The sequence below is a fragment of the Nocardia sp. bgisy118 genome (assembly GCF_057708605.1).
Genome location: NZ_JBYISM010000004.1, coordinates 308698 through 323733, shown reverse-complemented (window position 1 = coordinate 323733; position 15036 = coordinate 308698). Strand labels below are relative to the sequence as shown.

Here is a 15036-nt window from a genome sequence, read left to right as displayed (position 1 = left end):
CGGTTGATGCCGGCCGCAGTGAGTGCGCCGTGCTGGCACTCGGGATGCTGATCGCGAGTAGAGGGTCTCGTGAACGATCGTTGGCGAGGCACCGCGCGGTGCGCTGTTCCGGGTGCGGGCGGATGATCGGGCGGTGCTACTCGGTCACTTTTCCCAGACTGGGATCGGTGGCAGCCCTCGCTCTGCGCGTGCTCGGTCGGTGAGTTCTTGAATGAGTCCTGTCTTCGCCCGCGCATAATCTTGCGGTGGGATGCCCGCGGCCACGATGCGACGTTTCAGGTCGGCGTACCGCGCAGCGTCTCGCGGGTGTTCACGCAGATAGTCGCGCAGTAGGCGCTGATTTCGATGTGGCCAGCTCACGAGGTCGACGACATGCAGGATATGGGTCCGAACCCCCGCGCGGGTTCGCACATACAGCATCCTGTCCTTCATGCCGTTGCGGTGGCGCCGATAGCCCAGTGCCGCGAGTTCGGTCTCTCGGTTTTGCACCTCGGTCAGATCGACAACCGCGGCCATGAGGTCGATGACAGGCTTTGCCGCCAAGCCGGGGACCGCGGTCGAACCGATGTGCTCGACTTCGCTCAACAGGTCGGGCCACACGGCGCACAGCTCCGAAATCGCTTCTGCCGCCTGCACAGGCCACGACGGGTCGTAGTCGACGATACTGACACGCTCGATGTGCACCACTTGATCATGCCGACATACCGATCCATGAGTTCGGCCGACTAGGGGCCACGGGTTGCATGACTACCGGCGAGTTCGGCCCCACTTGGCGGGCTCGGTCGAGGACTCGGCGTAGGTAGGATCCTCGGCGATGATGGGAGTCGGATGTCGGAGGTTGTGCACCTGACGGCGGTTGATTCTGCGGGCGTGCTCTGGCCGGTCGTGCTTCGTCTGGGTGAGCCGTCGGTGACGCGGGTGGAGTTGGCGGGGCAGGGCGCGTTGCCAACCCTACGCGCGGCATCCCTCTGGCCGGATTGCAAGACGGGGTCGACATCGGGTTCGAGGTCATTGCCGACCACGCGAGCGCTGACAGTGCGCGGGAAATCTGGGAGAAGGCGGTAGCAGCGCCCGTCTGGCAGGGCGCGCCGCTGTGGCTGCACGGTGACCTGCATCCGGCGAACGTGATCTTCCGGGACGGGTTGCTCGCCGGGGTGATCGACTTCGGCGAAATGTGCGCGGGCGACCCCGCGACCGATCTTTCAGCCGCCTGGATCCTGTTGCCTGCCGGAGCGGCGAGCCGGTTCTTCGACGCCTATGGACAGGCCGACGAAGCGACCATCACCCGGGCCCGTGGCTGGGCTGTCCTGCGCGCCCTGGGCCTGATCAGGATTGGGCAGAACGGTAGGCGTGGTCTGCCCGGGGGCAAACCGACCTGGGAGCCAGCAGGCTACGCAACGCTCGAGCGGGTAGCTCCTCCGGCTCGAACCAGCTGCCCAAACCTCCACGGCCACCGCGACATTGCCTCTGGGTGAAGGTCGGGTGAGCGCGGCCGCAGCGAAGGCCACCTCCCGGCGCAGCGGGAGGTGGCCTTCGGCATTTCGAGGTGGGACGGACAGCTGCTACGGCTGTGGGGCTAGCTGCTGCCGAACGATCCGGTGGGCGGGAGCGCCTGCCGGAAGATGCGGGGGCCTGGGCCGGGGAAGCCGGGGTCCGGCCCGCGGAACTCCACCCGCGGTCCGCCCGGGCCAGGGTGGCCGGGGAATTCGTGGGGCCCCGGATGCGGACGGCTGACGTCGTCCAGCGCGATGCCCTCCGACACTTGCGTGACTTGCGTATCGGCGGGCGCTTCGGCACTGGCCGTCGCGGCCACGGCGGCCATCGGAATCGTCACCAGGGCACCGGCCACGGCGACCCGGACCGCTCCTCGGCGCATGTTCGTCTTGGAAAGCACTCGGAATCCCTTCTCTCGGAGCGTGAGTCGCGGTGACTCACGCCTTCTATCGAAGGCCGCAGTGCTGTGACCGCGGTGCGACGAGTCTGGTAGTCGGCTGTGAGCGGCGGGCTTTCCTGCGAATCAGCGGCCCATGGTGCGCGGCAACAACATATCCCACACATGCCCCCGTTCTCGTTCACTGGCCATCGAACGACTCGGCGCCGCGACTGGTGAAGTCGAAGGATCCGCCGTCGATGCCCCAGGAGATGACCCGTTCGGGGTGAATTCGGATGACCGCACGTTCCTGGTGTTGGAACGGTGGCTCCTCGTCATCGAGCGCCTCGGCCGTGCCGCGTATCTCGATGCCGCGAATCACGTATGGCTCCAATGAAACCTGTTGGTCGATGACGAACGACACCCGGCTGCCCGCCTCGACATTGCGGTACTTTCGACTGGCACGCATCCGCATGCCCCCGATGTCGATCGTGCCGTCGGCGTTCACCCGATAGCTGGTCGGGTTGTTCTGCACAACGCCGTCGGGCGATACCGTGGCCAGCCGACCGATCCCGGCCTCCGCGAGGAACTGCTGTTCGTTGATGGTGAAGGTCATGTCAGTTACTCCTCGGTGAATTCGATATCGGTTCTGAGATCAGAACAGGATCAGTGCGGCGCACAGTCCGGCGATGGCAATGAACTGCAGGGTGACCCGGTATTTCAGGATGCTGTCCCACTTGTCTTGCAGCGCACGGGCATTGGCCGGGATGATGCCGCTCTGGGCGGCGGCGGTCTGCTGGGAATTGATCGGCTTGGCGATGCGGACGTAGAAGGCGAGCCAGGTGAGCAGCGCCGCCACCGTGATCCCCGCCGCGACAGCGGCGCCGATCTGCCCGGCCAACACTGCGATCAGCAGCGTGAGCACTGCGGTGACCACACCGCCCGCACCGACAACCGGCATGCGCTTGTCGCCGTAATAGTGACCCCATCCCGCGCTGATGGTCACGGTCGCGTCATCGAGCTTGCGGTACACGGACCGAGTGATCACGGCTCCGCAGACATCGGTGCCATAGACGACGGCATTGGCGAGAACGGCGGCGGCGGCAATGATCTGGCCGGTGACAATGAGCATTTTCGGCTTCCCTTCCAAAATCTAGCATCGCTAGAAACTGGAGCAACGATAGCATCCGCCCGCTAGCCTGTCTAGCGTTGCTAGATTTCGGATCGCTACCGCGGGATGGCGCTCGAATCGGCAAGCTGCACATGCCCGTTCCGGCCGGGCGGATGCTGATCACGGCCTCGACGAGCCTGTCGGCCTGTGCCAGGCATAGGGCCCGGAAGGAAAGACAACGTTGGTACAGCCCCAGATGCAGGGCGCCCGTGAACCCTCCCGTGGCGTGGCGGCCCGCGGCGCAGGACGCCTCGCGCTATGACAGCACCTGCTCGACGTCGACTTCGTCTTCGGGCAGGCTGAGTTCGATCGCCAGCCCCAGATAGAAGGTGGCGATCCTCGCCATGACCTCTGAATGGAGGGTCGTCGTGAACGGCGGCCGCCGTAGATCGATCACATGACGGATCCGGTCGGCTATGGCGAGGGCCTGATCCACCTCGCCCTCGGGGTATCTCGCGCCGAGCGGGACGCGGTCGAGCCAATCGAGGAGCGAATAGTAGTCGTAGAGGTGCTTTCTCAGCCACGAGACGCTGACCACTGAAGTCACAGCGAGCCACACGGAGGGCCCGACAACCAACGCGCTCACCACGGCTACGGGCCAGAACCAGGGCGATCCGCCCAGAAGCTCGCTTGCCACCGCGACGGTCACCGCAATCCCGGCCAGGATGAACATCCATCCGGCCAGCACGGCCACCCAGCGTCGCTCGGCCGCCAGCACGTACCAGACCGGGGGTCGGATCCGGCCCACCAACCAGAGACCGGGCACCACCGTGAGGGCATACCACGCATTTCCGGTCACCATCACAAGCGGTACGACGAGAGCGCTGACGACGACGAGGTTGATCACAGGTGCGCCGGAACCGCCAGGACTGCGATCGGTCATAGACCCGACCATTGCATGGAACCTTCACGCCTGCATCGATGTTCGGCTATTTGTCTGCCTGCTGAGGTTCGATTCGGAGCCGGCTTGCTCCCCGCCTCCTGCAGGGAAGCCGGCGACCTAGCGCAGTTCGAAGGTGTGCTCGGGGCGGACGTCGACCGCTTCGTAGCGCCCGGATGGCCCGATCGTCCGCGATCAGAATGTGCGGGCGGGTAGTGGCTTGATCAGCGGGGCCAGCAGGATGCTGGACTGCTCGATCGTGAGCACCTCCGACGGGTCGAGTTCGATGATCTCGCGCTGGGATTCGTCGATCTCCCACACGTCCTCTCCGACCAGACGGCCCTGGTCGTCGTAGGGCCAGATCATGTGCTCGACGTTCTTGACGAGATAGGTGGCGTCCGTGTTCACGTCCGCGCCGGCCTCGGCGAGGATGACGCCGGGTGTCTGCTGATAGATCGCCGCGGTCGAGCAGATCGTGTTGTCGCCGACCGCGAGCTTTTCGTCGTCGACGTAGAAGATGCACTGTCCGGTGGCGGCCCATTCGTTGTAGACGGCCTGTACTGCTTCGGCCCCGTCCAAGACGGTGTTGATGCCGAACACGTTGAAGTGGTAGACGGGGTGCGCGACGGTCATCTCCGGGTCGAAGATCTCTTTCCAGCGGCCGGCCATCTCCAGGTAGCGGTGCCGGTTGTAGGCGTGCAGCAGGTACAGGTGGCGCGGATTGTCGGTGATCTCGATCAGCCGCTCCACAGCGAGGTTGGTCTTGGTGATGTCGAACCGGCTCATGTCGTGGTTCCTTCCTGCCACCGATCAACGGCGTCATGCGAGGGTCTGCGGGCCGCAGGACATCTGCGTGAGACCTTCGAAGAGAACGTGACCGATCGGCCACGACACGCCACAGTAGGAGACGCAGTTCGCAATCCGCTCGTTGCGGGAAAACAATCTTCCCGATGTAAATTGTGCTCGCATCACACATCCTGCTCGCAAAACCACATCTGTCCACATGCAGCGCCAAGAAGCTCGCCGTCCTCGGCCTATCCGGGAAATTGCGAACCGAACTTCAGAGCGGCGCACCAGGGAAATCGAGCTGCTGCTCGGTGCCGATGCCCAATCCGCTGGCTTGTGGCGCGGGCACAACGTTGGCGCCGAATTTTGGCGCAAAGCGCCGAGACAATTGGTATACGGCCACCTACCTTCGGGTCGGCGGCCAATAGCCGCCGTGAAACAGAAGCAAGGAGAATTCGATGCATATCGTGGACAAGCCTGCCGACCTGGTTCGGCCATGCTGACGCTGCGCACCCCCGAGGAGCGGTTCGCCGAGCTGCCCGACTTTCCCTACCCTCCTCGGTATTGCGAGATCGACGACACCGAGGGTGGATCGTTGCGTATGGCGTGGGTCGAGGCCGGCCCCGAGGACGCAGACCCGGTCCTGATGCTGCACGGCGAGCCGTCGTGGTCGTTCTTGTACAGGCGGATGATCCCGATCGTTGCTGCGGCCGGTCATCGGGTCATCTGCCCCGATCTGGTCGGCTTCGGTCGCTCCGACAAACCGGCCCGCCTCGAAGATCACACCTACGCCCGGCATGTCGAATGGGTGCGCGCGCTCGCCTTCGACACGTTGGACCTACGTAACGTCACCCTGGTCGGCCAGGACTGGGGTGGATTGATCGGGTTGCGGCTGGCCGCCGAACATCCCGAACGGTTTTCGCGCATCGTGACCGCCAACACCGGTCTGCCGACCGGTGACTTCCCGATGCCCGAGATCTGGTGGCAGTTCAGGAAAGCCATCCAGAGCCAACCGGCAATTGATGTCGGCGGATTCATCCAGTGGGGTTGCACCCAGGTGATGAGCGACGAGGTACGCGCCGCATACGACGCGCCGTTCCCCGACGACAGCTACTGCGCGGGCCCGCGGGCGATGCCCGGCCTGGTGCCCACCTCACCCGATGACCCGGCCGCGCCTGCCAACCGGGCGGCCTGGGTGACGCTGTGCCAGAGCGCCACACCGATGTTGGTGGCGTTCAGCGACTCCGATCCGATCACCGGCCCGATGGGGGGCATCCTGCAAACCGAGATGCGTGGCGCTCACGGCATCGAACACCCGGTCATCCGTGGTGCGGGCCATTTCCTGCAGGAGGACGCCGGTGAGGAACTCGCCAGGCACGTCGTCGAGTTTTTGGCGACCGTTTCATCAGCCTGACCACCATCCCGCCGTGAGCTCGACATCAAACAATAATCCGGCACAAAGGAATCGATAAATGAGCCGCTTCGATATCACCCAGACCAACATCGCCGTGGAGCGACTGATCGAGACCACGGAGAACCCCCGCCACCTGTACCTGCTGCACGCCTACAACCGGCACCGATATTTGGAGATGGCGGGCCGCTTCGAAGAGATCTTCGCCGCCGACATGACGGTCGAGGAGCCCGTCTACCACTTCAACTTGTTCGGCATGAACACCACGCTCGTCGGAGCCGAGGCCGTCAAAGAGGTCTATCGCGACTGGACCGGCACGGCGCAGTGCGTCTTCTACACCGGGGGCGACGAGAAATTGGCGGTAAGCGACACCATGATCGTCTCGTCGGCCACGCTGTACCAGCAGACGCCGGGCAGCATCCTCGAGGCCGCGGGCGTCCCAGTCGACCCCGACGCCACCTATTTGATGAAAACCCGGGAGCACATGATCTGGCCCTACGACGACGAGGGCCGGTTGGTCGGCGAGGACGTCTGGGAATACGACGAGTCGCTGCGCGAAGTCATCCCGCTCGACCCGAGTGAGGTCCTCACCGTCGAGCAGTCCGGCAGACTGCTCGCCCCGCTCATCAAGCCACTCCCGGCCTACAATCCCTTCACCGGCCGGACGCAACCACTCGCGTCGTAACCGAGGCCGGGTTCGGGGCCGCTTCTTTTCGTGAGGCGGATGGTCGCCATCCTGTCGAAGCGCTACCCGCCCGAGATTCGTGAGAAGGCCGATCGTTTGGTCTCGAGGCGCCTGAATGAGTTCCGTGCGCTCGTGCGATCGGCCCGCGAATTTCGGGGCGGAGCACTCGTGTGCCGGCGTGGTCACGGCTGATTGTCGTGGCGCGACAACGGTGACTATATTCGGCCGTCATGGAGGTCGAATGGCCGCCGGCGCGTGAGCCGTCTGCGCAGCGGGTCTGGCGGGAGGTGTTGCGGCCGATGGCGGCGCAGATGCGCGCGTCCGCCAAGGACCTCGCGCAGCGGGCGGTCGCTCGGATGCAGACCGAGTTGCCGGAACTGTTCCCGGATCTGCAGAACGTCCAGGAGAACCTCGTCAGCACGGAGGCGAGCCTGCGGCAGCTGGCTCAGATCATCGAACTCGCAGGCGACCCCCGGCAGGTCGAATTACCGCCGTCGACTCTGGCCATCGCACGGTCAGCTGTGCACCGACAGGTCGCGCTCGCGGATTTGATGCGGCTCTACCGGCTGGCTCAGGAACGGGTGTGGCAGTGGATGTTCGCGCACATTGTCGACAAAGCGTCGGACGCAGCCGATCAGGCGGTAGGGCTGGATCTGGCCACGGGGTGGCTGTTCGCCTACGTCGACGAGGCGATGGTCCGAGTCGAGAGAGCGTACGAGGTCGAGCGCGACGCCTGGCTACGCAGTGCCGCCGCGGTCCGCGCGGCCGCGGTCGAGGAGATTCTGGCCGACCGTGAGCGCAATGAACAGCGGGCATCGAAACGACTGCGCTACGACGTGAATCGGCGTCACGTCGGGGCCATCGCCTGGGTCGAGCAGGCTTCCGAAGGCGGCGAAACCCACGCAGCTCTGGGCGAGGCTCTCACGGCGCTCGCCCACACGCTGGGCGCCGAGACCACCCTCATCCATTCCCTGGGCTCGCTTGCCGTCGCGGGCTGGATGAGCCGCAGGGACTCCTTCACCTCCGACAAGCTCGATGCTGTGGGTCGTGGTGACCGGGTGCCGGGTGTGAAGCCCGGTGTCAGGATTGCCGTGGGCGAGCAGGGCCGCGGCCTGGAGGGCCTTCGCCGCACCCATCTCGAAGCAGACCACGCGCGGCGGGTCGCGTCGCTGGCGGGGCCGCGCGGGGCAACGATCACTTGCTACCGCAGCGTCGCCGTTGCGGCGCTCGGCATCGCCGACCGCGATCACACACTGTCGTTCATCACCCGGGTGCTCGGGCCGCTGGCCGCCGACGACGAAGCCACATTCCGGCTGGCGATGACGCTGTCGGTCTATCTCGACGAAAATCGCAGCCGCAGTCGCGCTGCCGAGCGGCTCATGGTTCATCCCAACACGGTCAGCTACCGAGTCCACCAAGCCGAGGCACTGCTCGGACGCAGCGTCGCCACCGACTTCTTGGACGTTCAGGTCGCGCTGGCGATGCTCCCCGCTCGCCCCGGCCTCGCGCGTCCCCGTCCCGACGAACTGTGACGTGAGCACAACGAGCGAGGTGGGAATCCTGTTGGGCGCATTGGCAACAGCCACGATGCTGTTGTCACGCACTGCGGCCGATGTGGCGTGGGAGCGGGCCACCGCGGTAGAACTTCTGCGGTCGACCATTCACCGGAATCGGCCCCGGCGATGGTTCGCCGGGGCCGGGGATGTTCCTCTGTCGTCAGCGCGCAGAACCGGAGGACGACCCGGTGCGGATGCCGCTCGCGGACCCGCTCGGTAACCGCAGGTTGGCGTCGGGGATGACGACGCCATCCGGTGTGTTCACCGTGCTGTCGGCGTAAGGACTCTGCCCGGGCGGTGACTGAATGGTCGTGAGGTACTTCCACAGGCCGTCGGCCAGCGCGACGCCGCCGCCGACCAGCGTGCCGGCCACCCCGCCCGCGGCGGCGAAAGCCAGCGCGGCCGCCGGGACGGTGGCGAGGCAGGCGGGTCCGACGACGAGGCACGAGGCGGCGCCGATCGCCGCGCCGACCACAGCGCCGACCACGGTCCCCACCACTGTTCCGAGCAGTGGGCCGCGGGTGAGCGAGTTGGACAGTTCGGTCAGGGCGCGCTGTTCCTCCAACGGGGACGCGACGGTTCGTGGCGCACGTTCGACCTGGCTCACATCGGGTCTCAGCGTCAGGGTGCGCGCGTCGTCGGAGATCGACTCCGCAAGGGGATGAACCACACCGTCGATCGAATAGGCCATCGGCAGCGACTCCAGCACTCGACCGGCGGAGTCGCGCAGTTCGATCTGGTGACGACTCTCCGCGACAGCGAAGTGGGCGTTGTCGACCGTGGTCATCACACGGTCGCCCACGACCTCGATGCGGTACTGCACCGATGGCGGCGCCGGTGCCTCGGCGAGTGCGGGCGGTGCGGCGATCCCCGAAGCGACGACGGCCATCAGGACACCCAGCCAACACGCGCGTTGTGAGACAGGGTGCCCCTCGTTTCGCGCGATCATCGCGTGGCTCCTGTTGTGGCTGAGGGGGATTCGGCACGAGCTTGCAGGTCCGGTGCGTACTTGCTGGTTCCAGGCGGGGCGTTGAGTGTGGTGAGGTACTGGTACACCGCGATCGCCGTCGTCGGACCGCCGCCGAGGACGAGGCCCGCCATCCCGCCGACGCCTCCGGCGAGGGCGACGATGGGCAGGACGGCGACAACACATCCGAGGCTCAGCACCACACAGGACGCGCCCGCGAGCGCGACGCCGACGCCCACGCCGAGAACCGCTCCGACGGCGGTGCCGATCAGGCTTCCCACCGACGTGCCGATGCTGACGGCGTTGATGAGGTCGTTCATCGCAAGCTGATTCTCGACCGGTGACGCCACGGGTTTCAGTTCGTCGCGTCGAATTGCGGCGACGTCCGGGGTCAGCGTGAGAGTGCGACCGTCAGGCGCGATCAGGTGCCGGACCGGTAGCGTTTGGTCGTCGATTCGGACCCGCAACGGCAGAGCGTCCAGGACGCGTCCCGCAGTGTCGAAGACCGAGACCGCGCTGCCATCGTCCGACAGCGCGAAGGTCCCGTTCTCCAGGCTGGTGACCACCGATCGGTCGGTTGTCAGTTGTGCCCGGTACGACACCGCGGGAATGTCGGTCGGCGCGGCTGTCGCGGTCGCTCCTGTCAGCGCGATGCCGACGACTGTCGAGGCGGCCCCGAGGGCTGACCATCGGATTCTCATTGCTTGTTTCCTCATCTTGGATCGGAGGGGTCGACGAAGGCGGGCGCCGCGGCGGTTGTCACCGTGCCGCCCGATGCCTCTGTGGGGGGATCTGATGAACGAGTGCGAACGCGCACCCGTGACGTTCAGCGCTCGGCGACTACTGCCGGGCCATGGCCGCGCGCAGTTCGCTTGCGGCATCGCTGATCGGCGTGCCGGAGATGTCGACGGTCACGCTGTGCAAGGTGCCGGTGAATCGGAACGGCGCGCGGTACTCGGACGTCACCACCGACCCCGGGTTGGCGCCGCAGCGCAGGCCGCCCGGGTTGAAGATGATCGGTGTGGTGACCGGGAAATCGGCCTGGCCGACAAGGCGGTCGTCGAGGTACAGCAACGCACGACCGGGCGCGCCTTTACCTTGCGTGAAGTCGGGGAGTCCGGTGGGTTGGAACTCGAAGCCGAGCCTGTGACGCCCGGCCGGAATCTCTTCCTCGGAGGACACGGTGAGCCAGGACCGGCGCACATAGTTGTGCGTGTAGTGCAGTCGGCCGTGCTGCAGGTAGAACGACCAACCGCCGGTGTAGCCGCCCTCGCACAGCAGCACTCCCTCCGCCCCGTCGGTGGAGATGGTCACCTCGGCGGTGATGCTGTGCGGCCGGTTGAACAGCCGGGGTGCGACCGCCGCGGGCAGCATCTGGGTGCCAGGCCGGAGGGTGTAGCTGGTGCGGTTCTCGGTGAGTTGAGGTCGCTCGTCGAGCAGTCGGGCCATCGCTCTGCCGTCGACGGGAAGGACCTGGTACTTGCCTGCCTCGGCGTACCACAGCCGGATCAGTTCGGCGAGCTTGTCGGGGTGCTGGGCGGCCACATCGTGGTTCTCGGCGAAGTCCTCGGCCACGTGGTACAGCTCCCAGTGTCCGGCATCCAGGTCGGTGAGGTCCTCGGCCGTGATCGGGGTGCCGAACGGTCGCTCGGACTCGGCGAAAGACGGACCGGGCCAAGGACATACCGCTCGCCAGCCGTCGTGATCGATCGCGCGGTGGCCGAGCATCTCGAAGTACTGGGTGTGGCGGCGGGTCGGCGCGGTGGGATCGTCGAGGGTGTGGGCGAAGCTGATGCCGTGCAGCGGGGTTTGCCCCACACCGTTGATCGTCTCGGGCGGCTCGAGGTCGAGCAGGTCGAGCACGGTGGGCACGATGTCGATCAGATGCGCGTACTGGGTGCGCACCTCGCCGCGAGACGCGATGCCGCGCGGCCAGTGGATCAGGAACGGGTCGCTGGTGCCGCCGCGGTAGGTCTCACGCTTCCACCGCCGGAACGGGGTATTGCCCGCCCAGGTCCAGCCCCACGGATAGTGGTTGAAGGTGGCGGGGCCGCCGAGTTCGTCGATGTCCCTGAGGCTTTCCTGGAGTGTCTCCTGCGCGTTGTTGAAGAACTGCAGCTCGTTGGTCGTGCCGGTGACACCGCCCTCCGAGCTGGCGCCATTGTCGGAAACCACGGCGACGATCGTGTTGTCGAATTCGCCGATCTCCTTCAGGAAGTCCAGCACGCGGCCGATGTGGTGGTCGGTGTGGGTGAGGAACCCGGCGTACACCTCCATCATCCGGGCTGCCAGCCGGCGCGCGTCGGGACTCAGTGAGTTCCATTCCGGCACATCGGGATCCCGTTCGGACAGCTCGGCATCGGCGGGGATGATGCCCAGTTGCTTCTGCCGGTCGAACACCATTTCCCGATAGGCCTCCCAGCCCTCGTCGAATCGGCCCTTGTAGCGGTCGGCCCACTCCCTGGGCACATGGTGCGGAGCATGTGCGGCGGCAGGACAGAAGTAGAGGAAGAACGGCTTGTCCGGTGCGGTCTGTTTGGCGTCGGCGACGAACTGGATTGCCTTGTCCGCCAAGTCCTCGCTCAGGTGGTAGCCCTCCTCGGGAGTGCGTTCCGGCTCGACCTGGTGGTTGTCGTGGACCAGATCCGGGTACCACTGACTGGTGTCGCCGCCTAGGAAGCCGTAGAAGCGTTCGAAGCCGCGTCCCAGCGGCCAGCGGTTGTAGGGGCCTGCGGCCGATTCCTGGTCGGCGGGTGTCAGATGCCACTTGCCGACCGCGTACGTGTTGTAACCGCGCGCCAGCAGCATCTCCGAGAGAAACCCATTGGAGAACGGGATGTTTCCGTCGTATCCGGGGTATCCGGTGGCGAACTCGGTGACCGCCGCCATCCCGTTGGCGTGATGATTGCGTCCGGTGATGATGCACGAGCGCGACGGTGAGCACAGCGCGGTGGTGTGCATGTTGCTGTAGAGCAGGCCATCGGCAGCCAGCGCATCGAGGTGGGGCGTCGCGATCGGGCTGCCGTAACACCCCAATTGTCCATAGCCGACGTCGTCGAACACGATCAGCAGCACATTCGGTGCGCCCGGAGCGGCACGGACCGGCCTCGGCCAGGCGGGACTCGATTGGTCGATGGTGGTTCCGACCGCTCCCGGAAAGGCGGTGCCAGGGGTGTACTCGTTCAATGCCATTCATTGCTCCTCTGGTCAGCGCTGGCGAAAACGCTGTCGAAATGGGTTCTTTGCGCGATGGGCGCGTCAGTCGACGGGCCGGATCGGGTGCTGACGATCCGTGCGACTGTCCGGCGTCAGTTCCCGCCCACTGGGACCGCGCTCTCGGAGTCGGCATGTTCATCGGACCGTTCGAGGGAGCCGCTCGTCGACTCCCCGAGGGACACCATGACCATGGCGAGGATGAACATGAGGGCAGCGATGAAGTAGAAGACCGCGGGGATTCCCCAGTGATCCAGAATCGCTGTGATGGCGAAGGCGCCGACGATGTTGCCGATCCGGGCCGAGGCGCTGGCCCAGCCCGAGCCTATCGATCGGAAGCGGGTGGGGAAGACCTCGGCCGAATACGTCTGCGTGAGCGGTACGACCAACTGGAACAGGACCTGGAGCACGCAACCGATTGCCAGGACGTAGGAGGTCGAGCTTCCCGCGGTGAACAGCAATGCGACTACGCCCAACACGGTGCCGACGACGGCGAGGGAATACTTGCGTTGCCAGCGATCGGTCACCACGGTGCTGGCGAAGAATCCCAGCAGGCCGACGGTGGTGACGACCGCGGTGATCAGTGTCGATTGACCGAGGTCGTACCCCTGCAGTTTCAGCAGCGTCGACAGCCATCCGGTGAACCCGAAGTAGGCGACCACACCGAGCGTCCACAGTGCGCCGGTGACCACGAATCGTCGGCCGTGTCCCTCCCGGAAAAGCGCCCGAATTCCGCTACCGCGATCGTCTACCTGGGTGGAGGTCGCACTCTTGGCGGGCGCAGGTGCAGGCACGGGCGCGATCGTGTGTCCGGCTGCGCGCACCGCTTCCTCGATGTCGTTCATGATCGAATCGGCGCGGGCCAGGTGCGCGCGGGACTCGAGCCAGCGCGGTGATTCCGGCAGGTGCCGAAGGAAGGGGACCACCAGCACCAGCCCCAACCCACCGAGGACGAACAGCGCACGCCATCCCCAGTCGAAGTTGGGTACCAGGGCGAATGCGAGCCACGCGAGCAACGTAGGACCGACTCCGGCGATGGTGATCACCCACGCGATGGCGCGGCCACGCACCCGGCCGGGGACGAGCTCTGTCAGCAGGACCGCACCGACCACCGTCATCCCCTGATACCCGATTCCGGTGAGGAACCTCAGGACCAGGAACCACTCGGGTGCCGAGACTGCGGCGTTGATCAACGACGGCGCCGAGAACAGCACCAGGCAGGCGACGAGTGCCGGTTTGCGGCCGAACCGACCGGCCGCCCATCCACCGGCGAACGCTCCGACGAACGAACCGATGCCGGTGGCAGCGGTAATGGCGCCGACATCACGCACCGTGAATCCATGGTGCTCGATCAGTGCCGGCGCGCTGAACGCGAACGAATAGAGGTCGATCAACTCGAACATGAAAGCGCCGATCATCAGGGCACAGACCATGTAGTGCCAGCGACATACCGGCAGACGTTCGAGCCGATCGGATACCGAAACACGCAGGGGCGGAGAGGAGATCGGTCTCACTGCGCGCTCACTCGGCGACGGCGGCGAGCTTCGCCGCGACCCATCGGGCCACCGGCGGGGTGGCACGGGACAGCGCGTACATGATGTGGGCCTCCGCGGCGACCGGGGCGACAGCGCGGTTGCGGTCGACGGCGCGCAGGATGTTGCGAGCGACGCGCTCGGCGGTGTAGCCGCGCTTCCGGTAGACCGCGGCCATGTTCTTGCGCCGCTCATCGGCGTCTCCACCCCGGATCGGGCTGGTCTGGGTGATCGCCGTGTCGATGACACCGGGACAGATCGCGGTAACCCCGATTCCGTGCGGCGCGAGTTCCATGCGCAGCGCCTCGGACAGGCCGAGGACAGCGAATTTGGTTGCGCTGTAGGCAGAGAGCTGGGGGTTGGCGAGCAAGCCCGCCGCCGACGAGAGGTTGACGATGTGGCCACCGCGGCCGCGGTCGACCATCGACGGCACGAATGCGTGGCAGCCGTGCACGACGCCCATCACGTTGATCGAGACCAGCCACTCCCAGTCCTCGAGGCTGGTGTCGAGGAACCCGCCGACGAGACCGACCCCGGCGTTGTTGACCACCATGTCCACGCCACCGAAATGGTCGTCGGTGGCTTCGGCGAACGTGGCCATCTGCTCGGCGTCGGCAATGTCCACCCGGCTGGTGAAGACCTCACTGCCGGCGGATCGCACCGCGTCGGCGGTGTCGACAAGCCCGGCCTCGTTGATGTCGCACAGCGAGAGGTACGCGCCGCGGGCGGCGCACAGTATGGCGAGCTCACGCCCGATTCCGCTGCCGGCTCCGGTGATGGCCACGACCCGGCCGGACAGGTCCGGGGCTTTGGTTCGCGAAGGTACCGTGATCATGGTCACAAGTTAGGGTGGGTGTGCGGGGGAGCGCTCGTGAGCGCGCGCCAACGTGTGCGCGACTCGTTGTGACCGCACGACAAAGGTGAGTAGGTTTTCCCGGCATGAAGATCGAGTGGCCGCCGGCTCG

General features: G+C 66.0%; 15 protein-coding genes. 4 read left to right on the top strand and 11 right to left on the bottom strand.

Annotated features, from left to right (window positions below; all coding sequences use genetic code 11):
- Positions 1-144 precede the first annotated feature (144 nt).
- The gene (locus AC3EO7_RS07285) at positions 145-684 is read right to left on the bottom strand and encodes a GrpB family protein (RefSeq protein WP_431969611.1); all 540 of its coding nucleotides are present in this window, start codon (positions 682-684) and stop codon (positions 145-147) included.
- Positions 685-977: 293 nt separating this feature from the next.
- Between AC3EO7_RS07285 and AC3EO7_RS07280 the strand changes: the two genes are divergently transcribed.
- The gene (locus AC3EO7_RS07280; protein ID WP_435590759.1) at positions 978-1475 is read left to right on the top strand and encodes a phosphotransferase; all 498 of its coding nucleotides are present in this window, start codon (positions 978-980) and stop codon (positions 1473-1475) included.
- Between the two features lie 101 nt (positions 1476-1576).
- Here the strand turns inward: AC3EO7_RS07280 and AC3EO7_RS07275 are convergent, their stop codons facing one another.
- The 5 genes from AC3EO7_RS07275 to AC3EO7_RS07255 form a co-directional block, all read right to left on the bottom strand.
- Complete coding sequence (locus AC3EO7_RS07275) at positions 1577-1894, bottom strand: hypothetical protein (RefSeq protein ID WP_431969613.1); 318 nt, start codon at positions 1892-1894, stop codon at positions 1577-1579.
- Positions 1895-2072: 178 nt separating this feature from the next.
- Positions 2073-2486, bottom strand: coding sequence for a PPOX class F420-dependent oxidoreductase (locus AC3EO7_RS07270; protein WP_431969614.1), 414 nt, complete (start codon positions 2484-2486; stop codon positions 2073-2075).
- Positions 2487-2525: 39 nt separating this feature from the next.
- The gene (locus AC3EO7_RS07265) at positions 2526-3002 is read right to left on the bottom strand and encodes a DUF1772 domain-containing protein (RefSeq protein WP_431969615.1); all 477 of its coding nucleotides are present in this window, start codon (positions 3000-3002) and stop codon (positions 2526-2528) included.
- A gap of 295 nt (positions 3003-3297) precedes the next feature.
- Positions 3298-3924, bottom strand: coding sequence for a hypothetical protein (locus AC3EO7_RS07260; RefSeq protein ID WP_435590758.1), 627 nt, complete (start codon positions 3922-3924; stop codon positions 3298-3300).
- A 192-nt stretch (positions 3925-4116) separates the two neighbouring features.
- The gene (locus AC3EO7_RS07255) at positions 4117-4707 is read right to left on the bottom strand and encodes a hypothetical protein (RefSeq protein WP_435590757.1); all 591 of its coding nucleotides are present in this window, start codon (positions 4705-4707) and stop codon (positions 4117-4119) included.
- Between the two features lie 496 nt (positions 4708-5203).
- Between AC3EO7_RS07255 and AC3EO7_RS07250 the strand changes: the two genes are divergently transcribed.
- The 3 genes from AC3EO7_RS07250 to AC3EO7_RS07240 all read left to right on the top strand — a co-directional run bounded on the left by AC3EO7_RS07250 (position 5204) and on the right by AC3EO7_RS07240 (position 8335).
- Positions 5204-6121 carry a haloalkane dehalogenase gene (locus tag AC3EO7_RS07250; RefSeq protein ID WP_435590824.1) on the top strand — a complete coding sequence of 306 codons (918 nt, stop codon included), beginning with the start codon at positions 5204-5206 and terminating at the stop codon, positions 6119-6121.
- A gap of 58 nt (positions 6122-6179) precedes the next feature.
- A complete protein-coding gene (locus AC3EO7_RS07245) occupies positions 6180-6803 on the top strand; it encodes a hypothetical protein (RefSeq protein ID WP_435590756.1) in 624 nt (207 codons plus the stop codon).
- A gap of 230 nt (positions 6804-7033) precedes the next feature.
- Complete coding sequence (locus AC3EO7_RS07240; RefSeq protein ID WP_435590755.1) at positions 7034-8335, top strand: PucR family transcriptional regulator; 1302 nt, start codon at positions 7034-7036, stop codon at positions 8333-8335.
- A gap of 184 nt (positions 8336-8519) precedes the next feature.
- Here AC3EO7_RS07240 and AC3EO7_RS07235 read toward each other — a convergent pair whose 3' ends face one another.
- The 5 genes from AC3EO7_RS07235 to AC3EO7_RS07215 form a co-directional block, all read right to left on the bottom strand.
- Positions 8520-9248: a DUF8020 domain-containing protein gene (locus AC3EO7_RS07235; protein WP_431969621.1), complete on the bottom strand. Its 729-nt coding sequence runs from the start codon at positions 9246-9248 to the stop codon at positions 8520-8522.
- Positions 9249-9304: 56 nt separating this feature from the next.
- Positions 9305-10027 carry a DUF8020 domain-containing protein gene (locus AC3EO7_RS07230; RefSeq protein WP_431969622.1) on the bottom strand — a complete coding sequence of 241 codons (723 nt, stop codon included), beginning with the start codon at positions 10025-10027 and terminating at the stop codon, positions 9305-9307.
- Positions 10028-10166: 139 nt separating this feature from the next.
- Positions 10167-12518, bottom strand: coding sequence for an arylsulfatase (locus AC3EO7_RS07225; RefSeq protein WP_435590754.1), 2352 nt, complete (start codon positions 12516-12518; stop codon positions 10167-10169).
- 116 nt (positions 12519-12634) lie between these two features.
- Positions 12635-13942: an MFS transporter gene (locus AC3EO7_RS07220; RefSeq protein WP_431969624.1), complete on the bottom strand. Its 1308-nt coding sequence runs from the start codon at positions 13940-13942 to the stop codon at positions 12635-12637.
- A 118-nt stretch (positions 13943-14060) separates the two neighbouring features.
- The gene (locus tag AC3EO7_RS07215; RefSeq protein ID WP_431969625.1) at positions 14061-14906 is read right to left on the bottom strand and encodes an SDR family NAD(P)-dependent oxidoreductase; all 846 of its coding nucleotides are present in this window, start codon (positions 14904-14906) and stop codon (positions 14061-14063) included.
- Positions 14907-15036 lie beyond the last annotated feature (130 nt).